Source organism: Bradyrhizobium sp. cf659 (assembly GCF_900113725.1).
GTDB lineage: Bacteria > Pseudomonadota > Alphaproteobacteria > Rhizobiales > Xanthobacteraceae > Bradyrhizobium.
In genome coordinates, this window is the sequence record NZ_FOQJ01000004.1 from 532,755 (window position 1) to 555,683 (window position 22,929).

General features: G+C 64.1%; 20 protein-coding genes. 9 read left to right on the plus strand and 11 right to left on the minus strand.

Annotated features, from left to right (window positions below; genetic code table 11):
• Window positions 1-156: 156 nt before the first annotated feature.
• Window positions 157-1,536 (minus strand): LLM class flavin-dependent oxidoreductase, encoded by a 1,380-nt coding sequence (locus tag BM118_RS21525; RefSeq protein ID WP_092187475.1) that lies wholly within the window; start codon window positions 1,534-1,536, stop codon window positions 157-159.
• Between the two features lie 252 nt (window positions 1,537-1,788).
• On the opposite strand from BM118_RS21525, the gene BM118_RS21530 reads away from it, so the two are divergent.
• The 6 genes from BM118_RS21530 (at window position 1,789) to BM118_RS21555 (ending at window position 7,551) form a co-directional block, all read left to right on the plus strand.
• Complete coding sequence (locus tag BM118_RS21530; RefSeq protein WP_092187476.1) at window positions 1,789-3,174, plus strand: M20 family metallopeptidase; 1,386 nt, start codon at window positions 1,789-1,791, stop codon at window positions 3,172-3,174.
• Window positions 3,175-3,287: 113 nt separating this feature from the next.
• Complete coding sequence (locus BM118_RS21535) at window positions 3,288-4,199, plus strand: amino acid ABC transporter substrate-binding protein (protein WP_092187477.1); 912 nt, start codon at window positions 3,288-3,290, stop codon at window positions 4,197-4,199.
• A 127-nt stretch (window positions 4,200-4,326) separates the two neighbouring features.
• Window positions 4,327-5,058 carry an amino acid ABC transporter permease gene (locus tag BM118_RS21540; RefSeq protein WP_027547451.1) on the plus strand — a complete coding sequence of 244 codons (732 nt, stop codon included), beginning with the start codon at window positions 4,327-4,329 and terminating at the stop codon, window positions 5,056-5,058.
• 4 nt (window positions 5,059-5,062) lie between these two features.
• On the plus strand, window positions 5,063-5,755 hold the full coding sequence (locus tag BM118_RS21545; RefSeq protein ID WP_092187478.1) for an amino acid ABC transporter permease: 693 nt from the start codon (window positions 5,063-5,065) through the stop codon (window positions 5,753-5,755).
• A gap of 12 nt (window positions 5,756-5,767) precedes the next feature.
• On the plus strand, window positions 5,768-6,499 hold the full coding sequence (locus BM118_RS21550) for an amino acid ABC transporter ATP-binding protein (RefSeq protein WP_092187479.1): 732 nt from the start codon (window positions 5,768-5,770) through the stop codon (window positions 6,497-6,499).
• A gap of 191 nt (window positions 6,500-6,690) precedes the next feature.
• On the plus strand, window positions 6,691-7,551 hold the full coding sequence (locus BM118_RS21555; RefSeq protein WP_177234532.1) for a D-amino-acid transaminase: 861 nt from the start codon (window positions 6,691-6,693) through the stop codon (window positions 7,549-7,551).
• A 146-nt stretch (window positions 7,552-7,697) separates the two neighbouring features.
• On the opposite strand, the gene BM118_RS21560 is transcribed toward BM118_RS21555, so the two are convergent.
• The 3 genes from BM118_RS21560 to BM118_RS21570 form a co-directional block, all read right to left on the minus strand.
• Window positions 7,698-8,159, minus strand: coding sequence for a carboxymuconolactone decarboxylase family protein (locus BM118_RS21560; RefSeq protein WP_007615070.1), 462 nt, complete (start codon window positions 8,157-8,159; stop codon window positions 7,698-7,700).
• A gap of 27 nt (window positions 8,160-8,186) precedes the next feature.
• On the minus strand, window positions 8,187-9,806 hold the full coding sequence (locus tag BM118_RS21565; RefSeq protein WP_092187480.1) for an MDR family MFS transporter: 1,620 nt from the start codon (window positions 9,804-9,806) through the stop codon (window positions 8,187-8,189).
• A 115-nt stretch (window positions 9,807-9,921) separates the two neighbouring features.
• Entirely contained in the window at window positions 9,922-11,103 is a 1,182-nt protein-coding gene (locus BM118_RS21570) for an HlyD family secretion protein (RefSeq protein ID WP_092187481.1), read from the minus strand.
• Between the two features lie 279 nt (window positions 11,104-11,382).
• Here BM118_RS21570 and BM118_RS21575 point away from each other — a divergent pair, with 279 nt between their 5' ends.
• A complete protein-coding gene (locus BM118_RS21575; RefSeq protein ID WP_092187482.1) occupies window positions 11,383-12,294 on the plus strand; it encodes a LysR family transcriptional regulator in 912 nt (303 codons plus the stop codon).
• Here the strand turns inward: BM118_RS21575 and iaaH are convergent.
• Both iaaH and BM118_RS21585 read right to left on the minus strand, forming a co-directional pair.
• Window positions 12,289-13,713, minus strand: coding sequence for an indoleacetamide hydrolase (gene iaaH / locus BM118_RS21580; RefSeq protein ID WP_092187483.1), 1,425 nt, complete (start codon window positions 13,711-13,713; stop codon window positions 12,289-12,291). The two genes, BM118_RS21575 and iaaH, sit on opposite strands and share 6 nt — an antisense overlap.
• Window positions 13,714-13,789: 76 nt before the next feature.
• Window positions 13,790-17,239: an indolepyruvate ferredoxin oxidoreductase family protein gene (locus BM118_RS21585; RefSeq protein WP_092187484.1), complete on the minus strand. Its 3,450-nt coding sequence runs from the start codon at window positions 17,237-17,239 to the stop codon at window positions 13,790-13,792.
• A gap of 154 nt (window positions 17,240-17,393) precedes the next feature.
• On the opposite strand from BM118_RS21585, the gene BM118_RS21590 reads away from it, so the two are divergent.
• Window positions 17,394-17,849, plus strand: coding sequence for an Lrp/AsnC family transcriptional regulator (locus BM118_RS21590; protein ID WP_092187485.1), 456 nt, complete (start codon window positions 17,394-17,396; stop codon window positions 17,847-17,849).
• A 14-nt stretch (window positions 17,850-17,863) separates the two neighbouring features.
• Here BM118_RS21590 and BM118_RS21595 read toward each other — a convergent pair whose 3' ends face one another.
• The 3 genes from BM118_RS21595 to BM118_RS42370 form a co-directional block, all read right to left on the minus strand.
• Window positions 17,864-18,694 (minus strand): MFS transporter, encoded by an 831-nt coding sequence (locus BM118_RS21595; RefSeq protein ID WP_092187594.1) that lies wholly within the window; start codon window positions 18,692-18,694, stop codon window positions 17,864-17,866.
• A gap of 61 nt (window positions 18,695-18,755) precedes the next feature.
• The gene (locus tag BM118_RS21600) at window positions 18,756-19,259 is read right to left on the minus strand and encodes a hypothetical protein (RefSeq protein WP_092187486.1); all 504 of its coding nucleotides are present in this window, start codon (window positions 19,257-19,259) and stop codon (window positions 18,756-18,758) included.
• A 62-nt stretch (window positions 19,260-19,321) separates the two neighbouring features.
• Complete coding sequence (locus tag BM118_RS42370) at window positions 19,322-19,768, minus strand: hypothetical protein (protein ID WP_092187487.1); 447 nt, start codon at window positions 19,766-19,768, stop codon at window positions 19,322-19,324.
• A gap of 61 nt (window positions 19,769-19,829) precedes the next feature.
• Between BM118_RS42370 and BM118_RS21610 the strand changes: the two genes are divergently transcribed.
• Window positions 19,830-20,750 carry a LysR family transcriptional regulator gene (locus BM118_RS21610; protein ID WP_092187488.1) on the plus strand — a complete coding sequence of 307 codons (921 nt, stop codon included), beginning with the start codon at window positions 19,830-19,832 and terminating at the stop codon, window positions 20,748-20,750.
• A gap of 1 nt (window position 20,751) precedes the next feature.
• Here BM118_RS21610 and BM118_RS21615 read toward each other — a convergent pair whose 3' ends face one another.
• Both BM118_RS21615 and BM118_RS21620 read right to left on the minus strand, forming a co-directional pair.
• Window positions 20,752-21,537: a fumarylacetoacetate hydrolase family protein gene (locus BM118_RS21615; protein ID WP_092187489.1), complete on the minus strand. Its 786-nt coding sequence runs from the start codon at window positions 21,535-21,537 to the stop codon at window positions 20,752-20,754.
• A 15-nt stretch (window positions 21,538-21,552) separates the two neighbouring features.
• Complete coding sequence (locus tag BM118_RS21620) at window positions 21,553-22,920, minus strand: LLM class flavin-dependent oxidoreductase (RefSeq protein WP_092187490.1); 1,368 nt, start codon at window positions 22,918-22,920, stop codon at window positions 21,553-21,555.
• Window positions 22,921-22,929: the final 9 nt, after the last annotated feature.

Below are 22,929 nucleotides of genomic sequence, written 5' to 3' on the forward strand. Positions count from 1 at the left end.
ACGATGCTTCCACATCGTCGTCCTGGCGAAAGCCAGGACCCATACCGCGTGATCTATCGAGTGCGGGTGGTGCTGATCCCGAACGGCCGGTCTTCGCCAAACTTCTTGTTGGGGTAATGGGTCCTGGCTTTCGCCAGGACGACGCCGGAGAGGGGGCTACCCCGTCTTCCCCACCCGATACCCCGCCGCCGGATGCGGCGCGCCGAGCCGCGCGCGGCCATCGCCGAACAGCTTCTCCCGCAATGTGCCTTTTGCGTACTCCGGCTTGTACCGTCCGCGCTTCGTCAGCTCCGGCACCAGCATGTCGGCGATGTCCTCGAAATCGCCGGGCGAGATCGCGAAGGCGACGTTGAGCCCGTCGACATCGGTCGCCTCGAACCATTGCTCGATCTTGTCCGCCACCATCTCGGGCGTGCCGACCACCACGGGGCCGGCGCCGCCGATGCCGACATGCTCAATGACGTCGCGCACGGTCCAGACCCGATCGGGGTCGGCGCGGGTGACGTTGTCCATCGCGCTGCGGCCGGCGTCGTTCTGGACGTGGCGGACCTGCTGGTCGAGGTCGTAGCCGGAGAAGTCGACACCGGTCCATCCCGACATCAGCGCCAGCGCGCCTTCGGGACTGATATGGCGGCGGTAGTCGGCGTATTTCTCCTTCGCCTCGGCTTCGGTCCGGCCGAGGATGATCGTCATCATCGAGAACATCAGGATCTCGGCCGGATTGCGGCCGAGCGCGGCGGCCTCTTGCCGGATCGCGGAGACGCGCGGTGCGATCACCTTGGCTGACGGTCCCGACATGAACACGCATTCGGCGTGACGCGCCGCGAACTGGCGGCCACGCGGCGAGGTGCCGGCCTGGTACAGCACGGGCGTGCGCTGCGGCGACGGTTCGCTGAGGTGAACGGTGTTGTTGATGCGGTAGTTCGCGCCCTCATGATTGACGCGATGAACCTTTGCGGGATCGGTAAAGATACCGCGCTTGCGATCGCGCAGCACGGCATCGTCCTCCCAGCTCCCTTCCCAGAGCTTGTAGACGACATCCATATATTCGTCGGCGATGTCGTAGCGGTCGTCATGCCCGGTCTGCTTGTCCTTGCCGGCGCCGCGGGCGGCGCTGTCGAGATAGCCGGTGACAACGTTCCAGCCGATCCGCCCCTCGGTGAGATGATCGAGCGTCGACATCCGCCGCGCGAAGGGGTAGGGCGGCTCGAAGGACAAATTGCTGGTGACGCCGAAACCGAGATTTTGTGTCACCGCCGCCATCGCCGAGAGCAGGAGCAGCGGCTCGTTCGACGGCGTCTGTGCTGCATTGCGCAAGGCTGCGTCAGGGCTGTTGCCATAGACGTCGTAGACGCCCAGCACGTCGGCCAGGAACAACCCGTCGAAGCGGCCGCGCTCCAGCGTCCTGGCAAGGTCGATCCAGTAGGGCAGGCGGTTATATTCGGCGGTGCGGTCGCGCGGATGGGTCCACAGGCCCGGCGACTGGTGTGCGACGCAATTCATCGCAAAGGCGTTGAGCCTGATCTGCTTGGCCATGATGATCCCCCGGCGCTCTGTACTGAGCGCTCTTCGAATGATAGACGTGCGCCACAACTTGGCGAAGTTCTTGCATATAACCGGGCCTTGGCAAGGCCAAAATCAGCGGTGCTGCCGCGCTTGGCAAGCCAATCTCAAGAGAGCAAGAACGAAATCACAAGAGAACTCGAAGAACTATCCAACTCCCCGCCACTTTCGAAGGGCAGCCTGTCTCGGGTAAGGTCCTTCGTCGCAAAATCTCGAAAACAAGTCATGACCAGAGCCGACGCCATCGCCCGTGCCCGTGAGGATTTCAAATCGGGCGCGTTCCTCGCCGAACTCGACCGCCGCGTCGCCTTCAAGACCGAAAGCCAGAATCCGTCGCGTGGCGCCGAGTTGCGTGCCTATCTGGAACAGGAGATGCAGCCGGCCTTCGCCGCGCTCGATTTTCAAAGCCGTATGGTCGAATCCCCCAGCGGCAAGGCGCCGTTCCTGTTCGCCGAGCATCACGAGAGCGCGTCCGCCCCGACCGTGCTGATTTACGGCCATGGCGACGTCGTCGACGGCATGGAAGGCGAATGGCGCGATGGCCGCGATCCCTGGCGCACGACGGTTGCGGGCACGCGCCTCTACGGCCGCGGCACCGCCGACAACAAGGGCCAGCACAGCATCAACATGGCGGCGCTCCGCGCGGTGCGCGAGGCCCGCGGCGGCAAGCTCGGCTTCAACGCCAAATTCATCGTCGAGATGGGTGAGGAGATAGGCTCGCCCGATCTCGGCAAGGTCTGCGATCTCAATCGCGATGCGCTCAAGGCCGATCTGTTCATGGCCTCCGACGGACCGCGCCTGTCGGCAGATCGCCCGACGCTCTTCCTCGGCTGCCGTGGCGGCATCCGTATCCATCTCGACGTGAATTTGCGCGATGGCGGCCATCATTCCGGCAATTGGGGCGGCGTGCTCGCCAATCCAGCGACCATTCTGGTCAACGCGATCTCGACGCTGGTCGATGGCCATGGCCGTCTCCAGCTCGATGCCCTGAAGCCGCCCCGGCTGACCAACCAGATCCGCAGCTATCTTGCCGATGTGCAGGTCGTCCCGACCGAGGACGAGCCGGCGCTGGCGGAGAACTGGGGCGAGGAGGGATTGTCAGCGGCCGAGCGGCTCTATGCCTGGAACACGCTCGAAGTGCTGGCGATGTCCTCGGGCAATATCGAGAAGCCGGCCAACGCCATTCCCGGTCATGCCAATGCCGTGCTGCAACTGCGCTTCGTCGTCGGCACGAAGATCGACGGCCTGATCGAGGCCGTCCGCGCGCATCTGGTCGAGAAGGGTTTCCCAATGGTCGAGGTGCGGGCCGCACAGAGCTTTGCGGCCTCACGTACTGATTTCGACAGCCCCTGGATCAAATGGGCGGCGGATTCGGTGCGAGAAACGACCGGCAAGGCGCCGGCTGTGCTGCCGAACTTCGGCGGCTCGCTGCCGAACGACGTATTTTCCGAGATCCTGGGCCTGCCGACGATCTGGGTCCCGCACTCCTATCCCGGATGCTCCCAGCATGCGCCCAATGAGCACATCCTGCTGCCATTGACCGAAGAGGCCTTGACGGTGATGGCCGGGCTGTTCTGGGATCTCGGGGAATTGCCCAGGCCGCTGACCTGAGCCTCTGACCTTGGGCCATTAACCTGGGCCGCAAGCCAGCCGAAAGTCACATTCTAATCCGGGCCGATTTGTGCTTGCATCCGGCCGCATTATCCTGAAAGGGGAACAAAAAAGTGAAGCATTTCCGTCACATCGGGCTCGCGCTCGCCGCGACCTTCGCCGTCAGCCAGGCCGGGGCCCAGGAGCTGACCGGCACGCTGAAGAACATCAAGGACACCGGCGCCATCACGCTGGGCTTCCGCGACTCCTCGATCCCGTTCTCCTACCTGGATGACAACCAGAAGCCCATCGGGTTCGCGATGGACATCTGCTACAAGATCGTCGACGCCGTGAAGAAGGAGCTCAAGCTCGACAAGCTCGAGGTCAAGCTCAACCCGGTCACCTCGGCGACGCGTATTCCGCTGATGGCCAACGGCACCATCGACCTCGAATGCGGCTCGACCACCAACAATGCCGAGCGCCAGAAGCAGGTCGCCTTCACCAACACCCACTTCCTGACCGCCAGCCGCTACGTGTTCAAGAAGTCGAGCGGCCTGAAGTCGATCGACGACCTCAAGGGCAAGACGGTGGTCTCGACCGCCGGCACCACCAATATCAAGCAGCTCACCGAAGCCAATGTTGCGAAGGGCCTCGGCGCCAACATCATCCCGGCCAAGGACCATGCTGAGTCCTTCCTGATGGTCGAGACTGATCGCGCGGTCGCCTTCGTGATGGACGACATCCTGCTCGCGAGCCTCGTTGCCGGCTCCAAGTCGCCGGACGACTACGTCATCTCCAAGGACGCGTTCTCCAAGCCCGAGCCCTACGGCATCATGCTGCGCAGGGACGACGCGCCGTTCAAGAAGGTGGTCGATGCGGCGACCGCCGCGCTCTACACCTCGGGCGAAGGCCAGAAGATCTATGAGAAGTGGTTCACCCAGAAGATTCCGCCGAAGGGCCTGAACCTCAATTCGCCGATCTCGGCCGAGCTGAAGAACGAGTTCGCCAAGCCGACGGACTCGCCGAACCCGGACGACTACAAGTAAGCTGAGTTGTTCGCCTCTCCCCGCTTGCGGGGAGAGGAAGCAAATTCCGGCCATTCTGGAGGGAGTGGCCGGACATTTGCATAGACGTTTACGACATCTATGATTGGCTCGTTCGCGCGGGGGACACGTGAACTACCACTGGAACTGGGGAATTTTCTTCGAGCCGAACCCGATGGGGACCGGCACCTATCTCGACATGCTGCTGTCGGGGCTGGCGCTGACCCTGAAGACGGCGGTTCTTGCCTGGATCATCGCGCTGGTCTTCGGCTCGCTGATCGGTGTCATGCGCACGCTGCCCTCCAGGGCGGCTTACTGGTTCGGCTTCTGCTGGGTCGAGTTCTTCCGCAACATGCCGCTGCTGGTGCAGCTGTTCCTGTGGTACTTCGTGCTGCCGGAATTGTTGCCGAAGGCGGCCGGCACTTGGCTGAAGCAACTGCCGAACGCACCGTTCTGGACCGCTGCGATCGGCGTCGGCCTCTTCATGTCGGCGCGTGTCGCCGTGCAATTGCAGGCCGGCATCGGCTCGTTGCCGCGCGGGCAGAAGATGGCCGCAACGGCGCTCGGCCTGACCACCGTGCAGGGCTATCGCTATGTGTTGCTGCCGATGGCGTTCCGCATCATCCTGCCGCCGCTGACCTCCGAGTTCCTCAACACCATCAAGAACACGGCGGTCGCCATCACCATCGGCCTGCTCGAGTTGACCGGACAGGCGCGCTCGATGCAGGAATTCTCGTTCCAGGTTTTCGAGGCCTTCACCGCAGCGACCCTGCTCTATCTCCTTGTCAACGCCGTCGTCGTGACCGCGATGCGCTTCCTCGAGCGCTACGTCGCGATCCCCGGCTACATCACGGGGAAATAGCGCCATGTTCGGTAATCTCGATTTCGACGTCATCCGCCGCGCGCTGCCCTATCTGTTCTACGAGGGCATGACGTTCACGGTGACCCTGACGGCGCTGGCCGGCTTCGGCGGCCTGGTCTTCGGCACTGCGATCGCCTTGATGCGACTGTCGGGCTTCAAGGTGCTCGGCCGCATCGCCGGCATCTATGTCGACTTCATGCGCTCGCTGCCGCTGGTGCTGGTCATCTTCTGGTTCTACTTCCTGGTGCCCTATATCGGGCAGTGGGTGACCGGCGCGTCGCGGCCGATCAGCGTCGGCGCGTTCGCCTCCTCGCTCATCACCTTCATCATGTTCGAGGCGGCGTACTTCTCCGAGATCATGCGCGCCGGCATCCAGTCGATCTCGCGCGGCCAGCCGGCCGCCGCCAACGCGCTCGGCCTGACCTACGCCCAGACCATGCGCTACGTCGTGCTGCCGCAGGCGTTCCGCAACATGCTGCCGGTGCTGCTGACGCAGACCATCGTGCTGTTCCAGGACACCTCGCTGGTCTACGTGCTCTCGATCCCGGACTTTCTGGGCGCGGCGAGCAAGGTCGCGCAGCGCGACGGCCGCCTGGTCGAGATGTACCTGTTTGCCGCCGTCGTCTACTTCACCATCTCCTGTGTTGCGTCCTTCGGCGTTCGTCGCCTCCAGGCGCGCATCGCCATCATTCGATAGAGCGTGTCGGTCATGATCGAAATCAGCCACGTCAACAAATGGTACAGCCCGACCTTCCAGGTGCTGACCGACTGCACCACCAGCGTCACCAAGGGTGAGGTGGTCGTGGTCTGCGGTCCCTCGGGTTCGGGCAAGTCGACGCTGATCAAATGCGTCAATGCGCTGGAGCCTTTCCAGGAGGGCGACATCAGCGTCGACGGCACCAAGGTCAACGATCCCAAGACCGATTTGCCGAAGCTGCGCTCGCGCGTCGGCATGGTGTTCCAGCACTTCGAGCTGTTTCCGCATCTCAAGATCATCGAGAATCTCTGCCTTGCCCAGCAGAAGGTGCTTGGCCGTCCCTACGACAAGGCGGTGAAGAAAGGCATGCAGTTGCTGGATCGCGTCGGCCTCAAGGAGCAGGCGCAGAAGTTTCCGGCGCAGCTCTCCGGCGGCCAGCAGCAGCGCGTTGCGATTGCGCGCGCGCTCGCGATGGATCCGATCGTCATGCTGTTCGACGAGCCGACCTCGGCGCTCGATCCTGAAATGGTCAGCGAGGTGCTCGACGTCATGGTCGATCTCGCCCGCGAGGGCATGACCATGATGGTCGTCACCCACGAGATGGGCTTTGCCCGCAAGGTCGCCAACCGCGTCATCTTCATGGATCGCGGCGAGATCGTCGAGGACGCGGCGAAGGAGGATTTCTTCGGCAAGCCGCGCAGCGACCGCGCGCAGAAGTTCCTGTCGAAGATTCTCTCCCACTGACCAGTCGTCATTCCGGGACGCGCCACTTGGCGCGGGCCCGGAATCCATCGGGCGGCAATACGGAAGGTGAAATGGATTCCGGGCTCATTCGCTTTGCGAATGCCCCCGGAATGACGGATCGAGGGTTTATCGGGCTCACCAAATCCCGTATACGGACAGCCAAATCCCCTTTTCCCGCCAGGAGACCTGCCTTGGACTCGATTGCCTACGTCAACGGCTCATTCGTCCCGCTCTCGGAAGCCAAGATCTCGGTCCTCGACCGCGGCTTCCTGTTCGCCGACGGCATCTACGAGGTCTCGGCCGTGCTGGACGGCAAGCTGGTCGACAACGCCTCGCACCTGGCGCGGCTGGAGCGTTCTGTCGGCGAGATCAGCTTGAGGCTGCCGGAGACGGTCGAGCGCATCACCGAGATCCAGAAGGAGCTCATTGCGCGCAACAAGCTCGAAAGCGGCCTGGTTTACCTCCAGGTGACGCGCGGCGCGGACAAGGGCCGCGATTTCCCGTTCCCCAAGGCTGAGGTCAAGTCGAGCCTGGTGATGTTCACTTCGGAAAAGGACATCATCAATGCTGCCTCGGCGAAGACCGGCATCAACGTGATCACCGTGCCCGACATCCGCTGGGAACGGCGTGACATCAAGAGCGTGGCGCTGCTGGCGCAGGTACTGGCGAAGCAGGCCGCGGCGGAAGCCGGCGCGGGCGAAGCCTGGATGCTGCAGGATGGGTACGTCACCGAGGGCGGGTCATCGTCGGCGTTCATCCTCACCAAGGACGACGTCATCGTCACCCGCAAGAACTCCAACGCGATCTTGCCGGGCTGTACCCGCAAGGCCGTCATCGCGCTCGCGGAAGAACGTCAGCTCCGCGTCGAGGAGCGGTCCTTCACGGTCGCCGAGGCGCTCGCCGCCAAGGAAGCTTTCATCACCTCGGCCTCGTCGTTCGTGCAGCCGGTGGTCGCAGTCGATGGCAAGACAATCGGCGAGGGCAAGCCCGGCCCGATGGCGACGCGTCTGCGCGAGATCTATGTGGAATTCGCCAAGGCGACGGCGGTTTAAGCCACACCCTCCACTGTCATCGCCCGCGAAGGCGGGCGATCCAGTACTCCGTGACGCCCGTGATTGAATCGAGAGGCTGCGGCGTACTGGATGCCCCGCCTTCGCGGGGCATGACAGCGGAGTGAGTCGCGGCAGCGTCGTGCCCCTCACGCCACCGACGCCTTCACCTTCACCGGATGCACCGCACGGAATGCGATCGCGATCCTGTTCCAGGCATTGATGGCCCCGATCAGCATCGTCAGGTTCACCGTCTCCGCGTCGGAGAATTGCGCGCGGACCTGCTCGTAGACGTCGTCGGGCGCATGCGTCTCGGAGATCAGCGTGACCGACTCGGTCCAGGCCAGCGCGGCGCGCTCGCGGTCGGTGTAGAGCGGGGATTCGCGCCAGGCGTTGAGCAGATAGATCCGCTGCTCGGTCTCGCCGCGCTTGCGGGCGTCCTCGGTGTGCATGTTGATGCAAAAGGCGCAGCCGTTGATCTGCGACGCCCGGATCTTGACGAGCTCGATCAGCGATTTTTCGAGGCCGGTCGACTGGATCTGCTCTTCCAGTGCCATCAGCGCTTTCATCGTGTCGGGGGCGGCCTGGTAGAAATTCATGCGGGGCTTCATGGTCGTTCTCCTTTTGCTGGGTTGACGTCAGTGGGCTCCACCGGCCGAGGTCTGGCCGGGCTTCTTCAGGAAGAGGACGGCGATCAGGGCCACGATCAGCGCCATGCCGAGCAGGTAGAAGGTGTCGCTGAAGGCCAGGATATAGGCCTGCTTCTGCACGATATGGCCGATTGCGACATAGGCACGATGCGACGCATCCGCACGGTCGAGAATGCCGTGATTGACGAAATATTGGGTGAGCTGTTCCAGCCGCGTGCGGGTGGCCTGCTCGAACACCGAGACCGACTGCATGAGTACGTTGGAGTGATACTGCTCGCGCTTGGTCAGCACGGTCTGGAGCAGCGCGATGCCGACGGCGCCGCCGAGATTGCGCATCATGTTGAACAGGCCGGAGGCTGAGCCCGCATTCTCGGGCTCGATGCCTGACGTTGCGACCGCCGACAGCGGGGCCATGACGAGCGCCTGTCCGATCGCGCGAACGATGTTGGGCCACAGCAGCTGGTCGGCGGCGTAGTCGTTGGTCATGTCGATGTTCATGAAGTTCGAGGCCGCGAACAGGACGAAGCCGACGCCGATGATGATCCGCGCGTCGAAGCGCTGCATCAGGCGCGGCACCAGCGGGATCAACACGAGCTGCGGCAGTCCGGTCCATGCCAGCACCATGCCGATCTGCTCGGCATTGTAGCCCTGGATGCGCGCCAGATATTGCGGCAGGATGAACACCGAGCCGTACAGCGCGATGCCGAGCAGGAAGTTCGCGAGCATGCCGAAGCCGAAATTGCGGCGCACCAGCAGGCGCAGGTTCAAGAGCGGCTTCTTCACGGTGAGCTCGATGATCAGGAAGGCAGCCAGCGCGACGGCCGCGATGACGGACAGCTTCACGATGAAAGGCGAGCCGAGCCAGTCGTCCTTGTTGCCTTCCTCCAGCACGGTCTGAAGCGCGGACAGGCCGATCGCCATGGTGATGATGCCGGCCCAGTCGCCGTCGCGCAACAGCGACAGGTTCATCGGCTTGGCGTCGAGCGCATACCAGAGCATGCCGACCATGATCGCGCCCGGCACGAGGTTGACATAGAAGATGTACTGCCAGCCGAAATTCTCGGTGAGATAGCCGCCGATGGTCGGGCCGATCGCGGGCGCGAACGTCGCCGACAGCGCGAACAGCGCAAGGCCCACCGGCTGCTTGCCGCGCGGCAGCAGCGTGATGATGAGCGTGAAGGCCATCGGGATCAGCACGCCGCCGGTAAAGCCTTGCACGGCGCGCAGCACGATCATCTGCGGCAGGTCCTGCGCCAGCGCGCATGCCGCGGACAAAAGCAGAAACAGGATCGCGTTGGTGAGGAGATAGATGCGGATCGAGAACACCTGGGCGAGCCAGCCCGACAGCGGGATCACCACGATCTCCGCGATCAGGTAGGAGGTCGAGATCCAGCCGCCGTCGTCGATGCCGGCGCCGATCGCGCCCTGGATGTCGGCGAGCGAGGCGTTGACGATCTGGATGTTCAGCACCGCCATGAAGGCGCCGAGCGTCGCGCCGATGACCGCGATCCAGGTCTTGGCCGACACGGCCGGAGTCGTGGGAGCCGCGGCGGGCGCGGGGAGGTTGGCGGCGGAAGCGGCGTTGACGGCCGGTTGGAGCGTGCTCATGGAAGCCTCGTCTCGGTTATGGAGACAGGATGCATTGGGCGGACGGTTTCGATAATCGGTGGAGTTCTGGAAAGATCATCCAGCAGAACTGGATGATCCAGCCGACATGCCGGCGTCACCCGCCGTTCGGGTGGAACGTATTGTCGGCGAGGCGCTTCGCCGTTTCGCGTTCGGCCAGCACCGCCTGCTTGGTGTCAACGGTCGGCACCGCCGACATGCCGGGCCGCAACAGGCCGGTCAGGCTGTGATCGTCGAGCATGATCTTCACCGGGACGCGCTGCACGATCTTGGTGAAATTGCCGGTGGCGTTGTCGGGCGGCAGCAGTGCGAATTCGAGCCCGCTGGCCGGCGACAGGCTGTCGACATGACCGCGCAGCGTCTGGCTGCGGAAGCTGTCGACGCGCAGCTCGACCGGCTGGCCGGGACGCACATGGGTGAGCTGCGTCTCCTTGAAGTTGGCGACCACATAGACTGCATCGAGCGGCACCACCGCCATCAATTGCGTGCCGGCCTGCACGTACTGGCCGACGCGCAAGCTACGGGCGCCGACCGTGCCGTCCACCGGTGCGGTGATCTCGGTATAGGACAGGTTCAGCTGCGCCTGGTCCGCGACGGCGCGGGCGCGTGCGAGCTGGGCTGTGGCCTGGGCGCGCTGGGTGGTGAGCACGTCGACCTTGCGCTGTGCCGCCAGAAGGCCCGATTTCGCGTGCTGCAATTGCGCGCTGCTGGCGCGCAGCGCTGCATCGGTCTGCTGTGCACGCTGGATCGTGCCGGAGCCCGACTTCATCAGATCGTCGTAGCGGGCGCGCTCCTCCTGGGCGAATTTCAGATTGGCGTCCGCAGCCGTGACGTCGGCCGTGCTCTGCTCGATGATCGGCTGTTGCAGTTCGAGCTGGGCATCGAGGTTGCGCACGGAGGCCTCCGCGGCGGCGACATCGGCGCGGGCCTGATCGAGCGCCGCCCTGAAGTCGCGATCGTCGATCCTGGCCAGCGCCTGGCCGGCTTTGACCTTTTCATTGTCGCCGACCAGGACCTTCGCGATGTAGCCGGAAACCTTCGGCGCGACGATCGTGGAGTCCGCCTTTACATAGGCGTCGTCGGTCGTCTCGAGATAACGGCCGCTGGTCCAGTAGTCGTGTCCGTAATAGGCGATCGCTGCCGTGCCCGCGAGGAGCGCGAGCACCAAGGCCGCGCGCCGGAGCTTGTTACGGACCGGCACACGCGGCGGCGCCTTGGAATAATCTTGAGTGATTTCAGTTGCTTGCTGAAAGTTTTCGGTGCGAGGCATCTCGGACATGACGGTCTCCTATCGGCTGGCAGGGACTATCGGTCTTTCCAGTTCGAGCGATAATCGGCGAAATGCTGGAAGGATTATCCACTAGGAGTGGATAGTCCGGGGCCTCGCCTGAGGTGGGTATGGTCTACCCAACCGGACGTGCGTCTGCCCCAGAGCGATTGCCGCGCCTGTCGAGCGATTGCTGCTAACCCACGTACCAATGCCGCAAGCGAGGTGATCTGATAGATAATCGGGGCGAATACCTTGAGATTATCGATCAAGAGCGGATAATCAGGCGGCATGGACCGATTGACCAGCCTCGAAGTCTTCAGCCGGGTGGTCGAGGCCGGCGGCTTCTCTGCAGCGGCCCGCAAGCTCAACATGTCGACCACCATGGTGAGCAATCACGTTCAGGCGCTGGAAGACCGGCTCGGGGTGAGGCTGCTTCAGCGCACCACGCGCAGGGTCAACCTCACCGAGATCGGCAAGGCTTATTACGACCGCTGCGTCCAGATCCTCGCCGATATCGAACAGGCCGACGATATCGCGAGCGAATTGCAGTCGGTCCCCCGCGGCACGTTGCGGGTCCACGTCGCCACGCACATGGTGCCGTTTGTCGCGCCCGTTGCGGCGAAACTGCTGTCGACCTATCCAGAGCTCAAGATCGATCTGCGCATGGGCGAAGCCGAGGTCGACCTCATCGAGGAAGGGTATGACGTTGCCCTGCGCATGACCACACCGCCGGATTCGAGTCTGATCGTCCGCAGTCTTGCCACCTGGCGCCACGTGCTGTGCTGCTCGCACGACTATCTCGAGAGGCATGGTCGCGTGCGGAAGCTCGATGAGCTCACCGCGCATAATTGCGGCCGTCACGTGAATTATCCCTACGGCGACGATTGGCGCTTCTTCGACCGCAAGGGCACGCCGGCATCGGTACGGATCTCCGGCAGCTTCATCACCAATAGCGGTGAGGCCTTGCGGGAGGTCGCGCTGGAAGGCGCTGCAGTCTGTCTGATGGCCGGGTTTCTCATTCGGGACGATCTCGAGGCCGGTCACCTCGTTCGGCTCCTGCCCGAGTATCGTCCTGTCGAGATGTCGATGAACGCGGTCTATCCGCACAAACATCATCTGTCGGCGAAGGTCAGAACCTTCATCGACATGCTGGTGCACCACAGCGCCGAGCAGCAGAAGCTGATCAATCCCTACTCATGACCGGCGCGGCGCCGGCAGCCGCCCGAATATCTTTTCAAGTGCCATCCCGATCGCGAGCAGGCGGCGATCGCTGCCTGCCGGGCCGTCCAGCTCGAGACCTACAGGCAATTTGCTAGTGGCGCCGAGCGCGATCGGAAGTTGGATGCCGGGAATGCCGGCATTGCTGCCGGGGTCGGTGTTCTGGATGAACAGGCCGAAATTCTCCAGACTGCTGGAGTCGGGATTGGAGGCAATGGCGACGCGCGGCGTGGTGGGGAAGGCGATAGCGTCGAGCTTATTCCCGGAAAACGTGTCGCTGTAGAGCGCCTGCAGCGCGGGCCGCGCTGTCCTGATCGCTGCGTCATAGATCGGCCTGGCGTCGAGCAGCGTGTTGTCGGGGGCGGGCAGTTTGCGCGGGATGACGAGGCCATCATAGGTGCCCTTCACGTCGGGGCTGGCGATCTCCTTTGCCAGCGCCTCGATGGTGAGGCCGGTTCCGGTGTGCGCGAGATAGGCGACCATGTCGTCATAGGCTTCGTACAGCGCGACGGGAAAGCCGACCTGGCCGTTGAGCCCGGCAAGCTGCGGCATTTCGATCTCGACCACCGTGACACCCTGTGCCTTCATTGCCGCGACGGCCGCCTGGAATGCTGTTTCGGTGTCGGCATCGAGATTGGCCAGCATCATCTCCACGATGCCGATGCGGACTTGCTTCAGGTCGGCCGGCACGACGTCGTCGCCACCCGCGATGACGCGGTCGAGCAGCGCGACATCGGCGATGGTCGCGGCCATCGGCCCTGCGGTGTCGCGGGTGTGCGAGATCGGCGCAATGCCCTCTTGCGGATAGCGGCCGACGGTCGGGCGCAGCGAGGCGCATCCGTTCAGCGCCGCCGGGACCCGGACCGATCCGCCCGTGTCCGTACCAAGCCCACCCGCGACGATCCGCGCCCCGAGCGCGGCACCCGTGCCTGACGAGGAGCCGCCCGCGATGAGCGCGCGATCATAGGCGTTGCGTACGCCGAACTCGGCGCCGGTCTTGAATGCGGTGTTGTAGCCGGAGATGCCGAAGGCGAGTTCGTGCATGCTGGTCTTGCCGATGATGATTGCGCCGGCGGCGCGCAGCCTTGCTGCGACCGGCGCATCGGTCTTCGGCACGTAATCCTTCAGCGCGGGCGTGCCGGCACTGCAGGGAAGCCCGGCCACCTCGATATTGTCCTTGATCACGATGGGAACGCCGCCGAGCGGCTTGCTCCTGTCGCCGCTTGCGTCGAATGCAGCCGAGGCCTTCAAGGCGCCCGCCTCGTCCAGGGTGACGAAGGCGTTGAGATCCGTGTTGGCCTTGGCGCGGGCAAGGGCTTCCGAAGTGAGCGCAGTGCTCGTGACTTTCCCGGCGCGAAGGTCGGCCGCGGCCTGGGTCAGGGTCAACTGGTCGAAATCCATGATGCGTCACCCGATTGCCGGGCTCCATCAGGGAGCCCTATTGAATTCGGGAGGCTGAAGCCTCGCTGGCATCACGTCAACCGTGGGCGCGCATCTTTGCTGGCGATGCCGCGATCACATCGGCGAGAAGCCGTTCGACCTCCGGCCTCACCTTGGCGACCGCGGTGTCCTTGACCGGGCCGTAGCCACGGATCTCCATCGGAGCCCTGGCGATCGCAATGAAATCGGGCAGGCGCGCCGCATCGAGTTGGCGGAGCATCCGTTCGATCACTCCCTCATACCAGGAGATCAGCTCCCGCTCGGCGCGCCGTTCGGCGGTGTAGCCGAACGGATCGAACGGCGTCCCGCGCAGCAGCTTGAGCCGCGCGAGCATGGCAAGCGGCATCTGGATCCACTGGCCGAAGGCGCGCTTGCGTGGACGGCCGCGGGCGTCGCGTTCGGAGCGCAGGAAGGGCGGCGCGAGGTGATACTGGACGCTAAAGCCGTCCTCGAACTCACGCTTCAACTCGTCGAGGAAGCCGCTCTGCATGTGCAGGCGCGCCACCTCGTACTCGTCCTTGTAGGCCATCAGCTTGAATAGCGCGCGTGCGACGGCCTCGGTCACCGCCTCGCTGTCCAGGTTGGCTTCGGCCTTGCGGACTCTTGCGACGATCGTCCGGTAGCGTGCCGCATAGGTCGCGTTCTGATAGGCGGTGAGGAAATCGGCGCGGCGGGCGATGAGCTGGTCGAGCGTCTCGACTTTGGGCGTCTCGTCCGCCTTCGGCAACAAGTCCGGATCGGCAGCGGCGATCCGGCCCCAGGCAAAGGCCTGCTTGTTGCGTTCGACCGTGACGCCGTTGAGCTCGATCGCGCGCAGCAGCGATTGCAGCGAGACAGGGATCAGTCCGTGCTGCCAGGCAAAGCCGAGCATGATGATGTTGGCATAGACGGCATCGCCGAGCAGCTGTTCGGCCAGAGCGTTGGCGTTGATGGTGTCGAGATTGTCGTTGCCGATGACCTGCCGGATCGCGCGCAGGCGGGCGGGCGAGGCGAGATCGGCGTCGCGGAAGCGGACGACGTCGCCGGTCGGCATCTCCGCCGTGTTGACGGCGGCGCGCGTACCGCGGCGATAGGTGCCGGACGCCTTTGGCGCCGAGCTGACGACGAGGTCGCAGCCGATCAGCGCGTCGGCGGCGCCCTGGTCGATGCGAACCTGGTGCAGCGCTTCGGGCGAGGCGGCAAGGCGGATATAGCTCAGCACCGGTCCGAACTTCTGCGCAAAGCCGGTGAAGTCGAGCACCGAGACGCCGCTTCGTTCGAGATGCGCGGCCATGCCGATCAGCGCGCCGACGGTGATCACGCCGGTGCCGCCGACGCCTGTTACCAGCAGGTCGTAGGGACGGTCGAGCGTGGCGGGAGCGGGCAGGGGAAGCGTAGCCGCGCGGCCGACCGCGTCGATCTCGCTCGCGCTCTTCTTCCGGCGCGTGGCGCCTTCGACGGTGACAAAGCTCGGGCAAAAGCCGTTGAGGCAGGAGAAATCCTTGTTGCAGGCCGACAGGTTGATTTGTCGCTTGCGGCCGAACGGCGTTTCCTTCGGCTCGACGCTGAGGCAGTTGGATTCGACCGAGCAGTCGCCGCAGCCCTCGCAGACGAGATCGTTGATGTAGGCAAAACGCTTGGGATCGGCCATCTGCCCGCGCTTGCGGCGGCGTCGCTTCTCGGTGGCGCAGGTCTGCTGGTAGATCAGGACGGAGACGCCGGTGATCTCGCGCAGCTCGCGCTGCACGGGGTCCATTTCCTCGCGCGGATGGATGGTCACGCCGATGGGCAGGTCCGCCGGCGAAAACTGCGCGGGATCGTCCGATACCAGCGCGATGCGTGCCACCCCTTCGGCCCGGACGCTATGCGCGATGGCATGGACGCTGATGGGGCCGTCGACCGGCTGGCCGCCGGTCATGGCGACGGCGTCGTTGAACAGGATCTTGTAAGTGATGTTGGCCTTGGCGGCGATCGCCTGCCGGATCGCCATCGAGCCCGAGTGGTAGTAGGTGCCTTCGCCGAGATTCTGGAAGATGTGCTTGTTGCCGGTGAATCTCGACGACGCCGCCCAGTTCACGCCCTCGCCGCCCATCTGGATCAGCGACGACGTCTCGCGGTCCATCCAGCTCGCCATGAAGTGGCAGCCGATGCCGGCCAGCGCCTTCGATCCCTCAGGCACCTTTGTCGATGTGTTGTGTGGGCAGCCCGAGCAGAAATAGGGCGTGCGTGTCGCGCCGCTGACGTTGATCGTGCGCGCGGCTTCAGGCATCAAGGCGGCCGCGCGTGCGGCGAGATTGAGGCCAGGAAACATCGGATCGAGCCGGCGGGCGAGCACGCCAGCCAGCGCACGCGGCGACAATTCGCCGATCCAGGAGATCAGCCGCGCCCCTTGCTCGTCGTGCTTGCCGACCATGCGCTCGGGCTTGGTGCCGGGATAGTCGTAGAAATATTCCTTGAACTGGCTCTCGATGATGCCGCGCTTTTCCTCGACGACGAGGATCTCGCGCTTGCCCTTCACGAAGTCCATCGCGTCATGCAGCGCCAGCGGCCAGACCATGCCGACCTTGTAAACGTCGATGCCGATGCTGCGGCAGGCCGCTTCGTCGAGGCCCATCAGCCGCAGCGCTTCCATCAGATCGAGATGCGCCTTGCCGGTGGTGACGATGCCGTATGTGGCACCCGGGATGTCGTAGATGTGGCGGTCGATCGGATTGGCCTTTGCGAAGGCATAGACCGCGTGCTTCTTCGCCTCCAGCCGCTCCTCGATCTGCGGGCCCGGCAGGTCGGGCCAGCGATAGTGCAGGCCGCCCGGCGGCGGCGTGAAGTCGGGCGTGCGGAAGGCGCGCGGCGGGCGCAGCGCGACGGATGCACCCGACTCCACGATCTCCGAGATCGCCTTGAAGCCGACCCACATGCCGGAGAAGCGGCTCAGCGCGTAGCCATATTCGCCGAACGCCAGATACTCGCCGACATCGGCCGGATGCAGCGTCGGCATGAACCAGCTCATGAAGGCGACGTCGGACTGGTGCGGCATCGACGACGACACGCAGCCATGGTCGTCGCCCGCGACCACCAGCACGCCGCCATGCGGCGAGGAGCCGTAGGCATTGCCGTGCTTGAGCGCATCGCCGGAGCGATCGACGCCGGGGCCCTTGCCGTACCAGAGCCCGAACACGCCATCGACCTCGCGCTCCGCTTGCGTCTCGACCTGTTGCGAGCCGAGCACGGCGGTTGCCGCGAGGTCCTCGTTCACGGCCGGGAGGAATTCGATGCGGTCCCGCTTGAGACGTTCCGGGATGCGCCACAGCTCGAGATCGATGCCGCCGAGCGGCGAGCCGCGATAGCCGGAGATGAAGCCGGCGGTGTTGAGACCGCGCATATGGTCGCGCTTCGCCTGGTCGAGCGCGATGCGGACGATGGCCTGCGTACCCGTGAGGAAGACGCGGCCCTCCTCGCGGTCGTAGCGGTCGGGGAGCTCGTAGCGGTCGAGTGACGGAATGGCGTCCATGGCGGACCTCGCGCGGCATGCTGCCGAATAACGGAAGGCTATGCCGGCGCGGCTGGTAGATCTTACCTATCTATCCCGCATATGATGTCAATACGGTAGATTTTTGCAATGGACCGCCAAATTTGGTAGATTTGATCCGATTGAGGGGGCTTCCATGATTGAAGAGCAGGACACGCGGATTCTCGCCCATCTCCAGAGGGACGGCCGTGCCACCAACCAGCAGCTCGCTGACGAGGTCGGCATGTCGACCTCGGCCTGCTGGCGCAGGGTGCGTGCTCTGGAAGAGAGTGGCGTCATCCGCGGCTATGCGGCGTTGGTCGCGCGCGAGCAGGCGGGCTTTGCGATGTCCGCCATCCTCCACGTCTCGCTGGAGCGGCACGACACCAAGTTCGTCGATGAGTTCGTCGCGCGAGTGACCACGCGGCGTGAGGTGCTGGAGTGTTTTGCGACCACGGGCGACGCCGACTATCATTTGCGCGTCGTCGTGCACGACATGGCGGCCTACAACAGGTTTCTCGACGAGTTCATGTTTCGCATACCCGGCATCCGCTACGTCCGCAGCAACGTGGTGCTGAAGGAGATCAAGACCGGCGTGGCGCTGCCGTTTTGATGCAACGACGGGACTCATACCGTCTCCGCCCGGCTGCGCCGGCGCAGCGACAGCACATGCAACAGGATCGAGCTGGGTACGACGAAGGCCGGGGTCAGCACGTTCGGAAAGGTATCGACGGCCATGCTCGGGCCATCCGGAACGATGAGCTGGAACGGGCCAGGCGACATCGCCATTCCCAGGGCGATCGCGATGGCGAAGTCTGCGAGGCCGAAGATATTCCAGAAGATCGCGCCTTTCCGCCCCTCGGCCGTCCCGGCCGCCAAGGCGATCGCCGCCGGCACCGCGAACAGTCCGGTCAGTACGTCGCCGGCTCCTGCCGGCAATGCCCAGACGCCCGGCAGCACCCCGCGCAGCCAGTAGGCGAGCCACTGACTGCCAAAGATGCGATAGACCTGAAGGGCGATGAGCCACGTCGTCGGCATCGCATCGAGCAATTGTCCGACCCGCTTCGATAGCGTCAGCACCGGAGTGCCGACGATCACTGGCAGCAGGATCGCCGCGGGAAGCAGCGGCAAGGAGGAGGCACCCGTGCGGAATGCACCATTGATGGCTGCCGTCCAGGCGAGGGCAGCCCAAAGCGTGAAGGGGACCATGACGATCAGCCAAGTCGCCCGGCGTTGCTCTGGCGTCAACGCGGTGTTTTCGAGCCCGAGCCACAGGCCGAGCGCAATGAGGCCATGGGCCAGCAGCCGGACGCCGAGGGCCGGAAAACCGCTCTCCGGAAGTGCGGGGAGCGAGTAGATCAGCCAAGTCCACAGGATCGTGAATAGAACGGTCCACATCAAGCCGAGCCGGATGGGAGGCTGGGCCGGGGCGGCAACGGAAGCAGCATCGCTGTTCATCGGCGTTCCTCCGAGAAAGGTCGGTTGCGGCGGACGCAGGAGATTGCGGCCAGCGGCCATGTCAGGCCGCTTTTTCTTCTGATCCGGGCTTCGCTAGAATCATGAAGACGAGAACATGGCTGACGAGCAGCAGCGGCACGTAGAGGGCTGGAATGTAAATGCCGGCGCCGAAGAGGCCGGGATCCTGGATTTTCGTCACGCCCATATAGTAGGCGTTCAAGAGATCCAGCGTGCCCCAGACGTTGAACGTCCAGACCACCGGAACGGCGATCGACCATCGCCAGGAAAGTGCTGCGATTGACGCGAGCGCGAGAGTGGCGGCAATGAGATCCCCCCATCCGACCTCGGCGGCGAAATTCGGGCTCAACTCCGGAGATACGAATCCCGTCACCATGAAATTCATGCCGAAGAACCTGAACGCGTTGAAGGCCGCGAGAAGTCTCAGGGCCTCATAGCGCGGCATGGCGCGGAGTGCCGGCCAGACGTAGATTGAAGCCACCACTGCGCTTGTCAGGAAAGCGCCGGCGACGCTGAGCACGAATGGAAGGTTGAAGCTTTGCGGCACGTTCGGATTCCCTTGTGGTGGCCTGTCCGGCCGGGTGCGGTCGGTTCGGCGTCGGCGGACGCTCAGGGTTTGGCCGTCAGCAGACCGAGCGGCATCAGCGGACCGACTGCGATGTAATCGTGGTCCATGAGCTCCTGCCGCGCGAGCGGCAGGCCATCCATGATCGCGTGTCCCTCGGCGACATCCCTGGCATTCAACAGGAATACGGCGCCCCGCCCGTCGGATCGCGAATACCATTCGCGAACCGTCCCGTTGAGATAGAGCTGCACCGTCTGCCTGATTTCATCGGGCATGACGGCCATGATCTGATCTCGGGTGACGCCCGCCTTGACGGTCAGGATGACCATGACCCCGCTTGTCGGCGACGCGGTCTGTGATTGGGCAAGTGAAGGATCGGCCATGGAGATTGCGCCTGTGAGTATGAGGGTGACTGCCAAGACGACGTTGCGGATTGTCTTCATCGATTTCATTTCTCCGATCGCGGCGGTTGCTGCGGCGGCACGGCTCATTTGCAATTTGGATGTAAAGCTGCTTTCCGCGAGTTACTATTCGCGATAATGTGCACGGGCTATGAAGCAGAACTTCACAGTCAGGCACGGTGCACTGGACGGCGTGGAGGCGTTCCTGAGTGTCGCCCAACATCGCAGTTTCCGCCGAGCGGCAGCTGAACTGGGGGTCACGCCATCGGCCATCAGTCAGGCCATACGCGCGCTCGAGGCGCGCGTTGGCGCCGCGCTCTTCATCCGCACGACCCGTAGTGTCGGTTTGACCGAAGCCGGCGAAAGATTCCTTGCGCGCGCCAGACCCGCCTTCGAGGAGCTCGTCGCCGCAAGCGGCGCGGCGCGCGAGCTCGGACAGCGACCGGCCGGGCTCCTGCGTCTCACCGTGCCGCGCTCCGTCGTGCCGATCCTGCTGGAGCCGCTGATTGCGTCGTTCTGCCGGGCATTTCCCGAGATTGAGGTGGAGCTTGCCGCAAGCGAAGAACTGGTCGACCTCGCCGCCAAAGGTTTTGACGCCGGCATCAGGTTGGGCCAGTTCATCGCCCCCGACATGGTCGCGGTGCGCCTGACGAATCCGCTACCGCTCATTATCCTCGGCAGCCCGGCTTACCTTGCCCGCCGCGGTCGGCCCGAGCGGCCAGACGATCTGCGCGAGCACGCGTGCCTGAGATTGCGACGATCGAACGGTGCGCTTGCGTCATGGTCGCTCGACGACAACGGTCGTTCGATCGAGATTGTGGTTGCGGGACCTTTCATCGCCAACGACTTTCCGACGATGCTCGGCGCCGCCGTCGAAGGTGTGGGTCTTGCGCAAGTGCCCGCACCGCTGGCCACCGGTGCCATGGCGGCGGGAAAGCTCGTTCCCGTCCTGGAGCAATTCGCGCCGATGACACCGGGCGTGTTCCTGTACTATCCCGGTCAACGACAAATCATGCCGAAGTTGCGGGCCTTTATCGATCATGTGAAGGGCCGCTCAGGCGGCACGAGCTGATCTACCGCTGCTCCCGCACGAACCGATTGCGCAGCGTGCCGATGCCGGTGATGTCGATCTCCACGACATCGCCATGCTTGATGTCCGGCGAGGCGCCGTCGGTGCCCATCCAGATCACGTCGCCCGGCCACAGCGTAAAGTATTTGGTCAGCTCGACCAGGAACGGGACTACGCCAAAAATCATGTCGTTGGTGTGGAAGCGGTTGGTCTCCTTGCCGTTGACCCTGACGATCGTCTGCATCCTGGCGAGATCGGCCTCGGTCTCGATCCACGGGCCCATCGGCTTGAACGTGTCGGCGTTCTTCGAGCGCCACAGGCTCCGGTCCGCCTTCTGCCAGCTGCGCTCGCTGACGTCGTTGCCGATGGTGTAGCCGAACACGCAATCCATCGCCTTCTGTTTGGTGAGGTGCTTGACCTTCTTGCCGATGACGACGACGAGCTCGCCCTCGTAGTGGATCTTGTCCGTCGCGAAAGAGGGGATCACGACCTCCTCGTCATGCGCGATCAGCGCGTTTTGCGCGCGATAGCCGATCTCGGGCCGGTCGGGCACGGCCGGCACCTCGCCGCGCTTGTCGGCGGCCTCCTTCAGGTGCTTCAAATAGTTGAGGCCAACGCAATAGAAGGTGCGCGGGATCAGCGGCAGCTCGATCTTGACGTCGCTAAGCGGATGCGTGTGCGAGGTGCGCTGCCATTCGCCGAAGGGATCGCCGTCGACTGCGATGACCTTGTCGCCTTCAACGATCCCCCAGGAGGTCTTGTCCGAGGCGGTGAATTTCAGCCAGCGCATGTGGTGTCCTCGTTGTTATTCCGCAGCATCGCGCGGCTGCACCTTCCAGGCACCGGCGGCAGGCCGCCTCAAGCCGAGGTTCTCCCGCAGCGTCTTGCCGCGATAGTCCTTCTGGAACAAGCCGCGGCGCTGCAATTCCGGCACGATATGGCGCACGAAATCGGCGTAGGAGCCGGGTACGTAGGTGGCCGCGATGACAAAGCCGTCGCAGCCGCGCTCGACGAACATTTCTTCGAGCTTGTCCGCGATCTCCTTGGGGCCGCCGACCATCGCGTCCTGCACCTGGCCGCGGCCGGAGAAGGCGACGAAATCGCGCGCGCTCGGATTGCTCTTGCCCGAATTCTTCAGCACGCCGTCGCGGATGCCCAAAATGCCCTGCATGCTCTTCAGCTCTTCCGTCGTCAGCGGCTCGTCGAGGTCCTTGGAAGCGAAGTCGTAATTGAGCGCTTCGGCGAGCAGCGACAGCGCGTCGATCTGGAGCGGCAGCTTGTTGATCAGCGCCATCTTGTCTTCGGCTTCGGTCTTGGTCGCGCCACAGACCGGCGTCGTCAGGTTGCAGAGAAACATCTGGTCGGGATCGCGGCCGGCTTTGGCGGCTTCGTTGCGCACGGCCGCATAACCCTCCTTGGCCGCGGCGAGGTTGCGCGCTGCGATGAAGATCACCTCGCCCCAGCGGCCGGCAAAGCGCTGGCCGCGGCCGGATGCGCCGGCCTGGATGATGACGGGATGGCCCTGTTGCGAGCGCGGCACGGTGAACGGCCCGCGCGACTTGAAGGCCGCTCCCTTGTGATCGAGCCGCTTCACCTTGGCCGCATCGGCAAAGCGACCGCTCGTCTTGTCCATGATGAGCGCGCCGTCCTCCCAGGTGTCCCAATGGCCGAGCACGACCTCCATGAACTCGTCGGCGCGGTCGTAGCGGGAATCATGTTCGGGATGGGAGTCCCGGCCCATGTTGAGCGCCTCGCCGTCGTTGAGCGAGGTGACGACGTTCCAGCCCGCGCGTCCGCCGGACATCAAATCGAGCGTTGCGAAGCGGCGCGCGACGTCGAACGGCTCGTAATAGGTGGTCGAGCAGGTCGCGCCAAGCCCGAGCTTGTCGGTGACCATGCCCATCGTGGTCAGCACGATCAGCGGATCCATCTTCACGCAGCGGATGCCGTATTCGACGGTGTGGGCGTGGTCGTTGCCGTAGCGGTCCGGCATCGCCAGGCGGTCGTCGAAGAAGGCCATGTGAAACTTGCCGGCTTCGAGGATCCTGGCGATCTCCTGATAGTAATCCGCCGACATCGAATCGTCGCGCGAGTCCGGATGCCGCCAGGAGCTCGGCAAATTGGTGCAGTTTTGCGCCTGGAGGAAGCCGACCAGTACCATCTGCCGCGTCATGCTGCTGTT

Coding starts and splice junctions, on each gene's coding strand:
- BM118_RS21525 (WP_092187475.1), bottom strand. CDS start 1,536: ATGGCCAAGCAGATCAGGCTCAACGCCTTTGCGATGAATTGCGTCGCA.
- BM118_RS21530 (WP_092187476.1), top strand. CDS start 1,789: ATGACCAGAGCCGACGCCATCGCCCGTGCCCGTGAGGATTTCAAATCG.
- BM118_RS21545 (WP_092187478.1), top strand. CDS start 5,063: ATGTTCGGTAATCTCGATTTCGACGTCATCCGCCGCGCGCTGCCCTAT.
- BM118_RS21550 (WP_092187479.1), top strand. CDS start 5,768: ATGATCGAAATCAGCCACGTCAACAAATGGTACAGCCCGACCTTCCAG.
- BM118_RS21560 (WP_007615070.1), bottom strand. CDS start 8,159: ATGAAGCCCCGCATGAATTTCTACCAGGCCGCCCCCGACACGATGAAA.
- BM118_RS21565 (WP_092187480.1), bottom strand. CDS start 9,806: ATGAGCACGCTCCAACCGGCCGTCAACGCCGCTTCCGCCGCCAACCTC.
- BM118_RS21570 (WP_092187481.1), bottom strand. CDS start 11,103: ATGTCCGAGATGCCTCGCACCGAAAACTTTCAGCAAGCAACTGAAATC.
- BM118_RS21575 (WP_092187482.1), top strand. CDS start 11,383: ATGGACCGATTGACCAGCCTCGAAGTCTTCAGCCGGGTGGTCGAGGCC.
- iaaH (WP_092187483.1), bottom strand. CDS start 13,713: ATGGATTTCGACCAGTTGACCCTGACCCAGGCCGCGGCCGACCTTCGC.
- BM118_RS21585 (WP_092187484.1), bottom strand. CDS start 17,239: ATGGACGCCATTCCGTCACTCGACCGCTACGAGCTCCCCGACCGCTAC.
- BM118_RS21590 (WP_092187485.1), top strand. CDS start 17,394: ATGATTGAAGAGCAGGACACGCGGATTCTCGCCCATCTCCAGAGGGAC.
- BM118_RS21595 (WP_092187594.1), bottom strand. CDS start 18,694: ATGAACAGCGATGCTGCTTCCGTTGCCGCCCCGGCCCAGCCTCCCATC.
- BM118_RS42370 (WP_092187487.1), bottom strand. CDS start 19,768: ATGAGCCGTGCCGCCGCAGCAACCGCCGCGATCGGAGAAATGAAATCG.
- BM118_RS21610 (WP_092187488.1), top strand. CDS start 19,830: ATGAAGCAGAACTTCACAGTCAGGCACGGTGCACTGGACGGCGTGGAG.
- BM118_RS21615 (WP_092187489.1), bottom strand. CDS start 21,537: ATGCGCTGGCTGAAATTCACCGCCTCGGACAAGACCTCCTGGGGGATC.
- BM118_RS21620 (WP_092187490.1), bottom strand. CDS start 22,920: ATGACGCGGCAGATGGTACTGGTCGGCTTCCTCCAGGCGCAAAACTGC.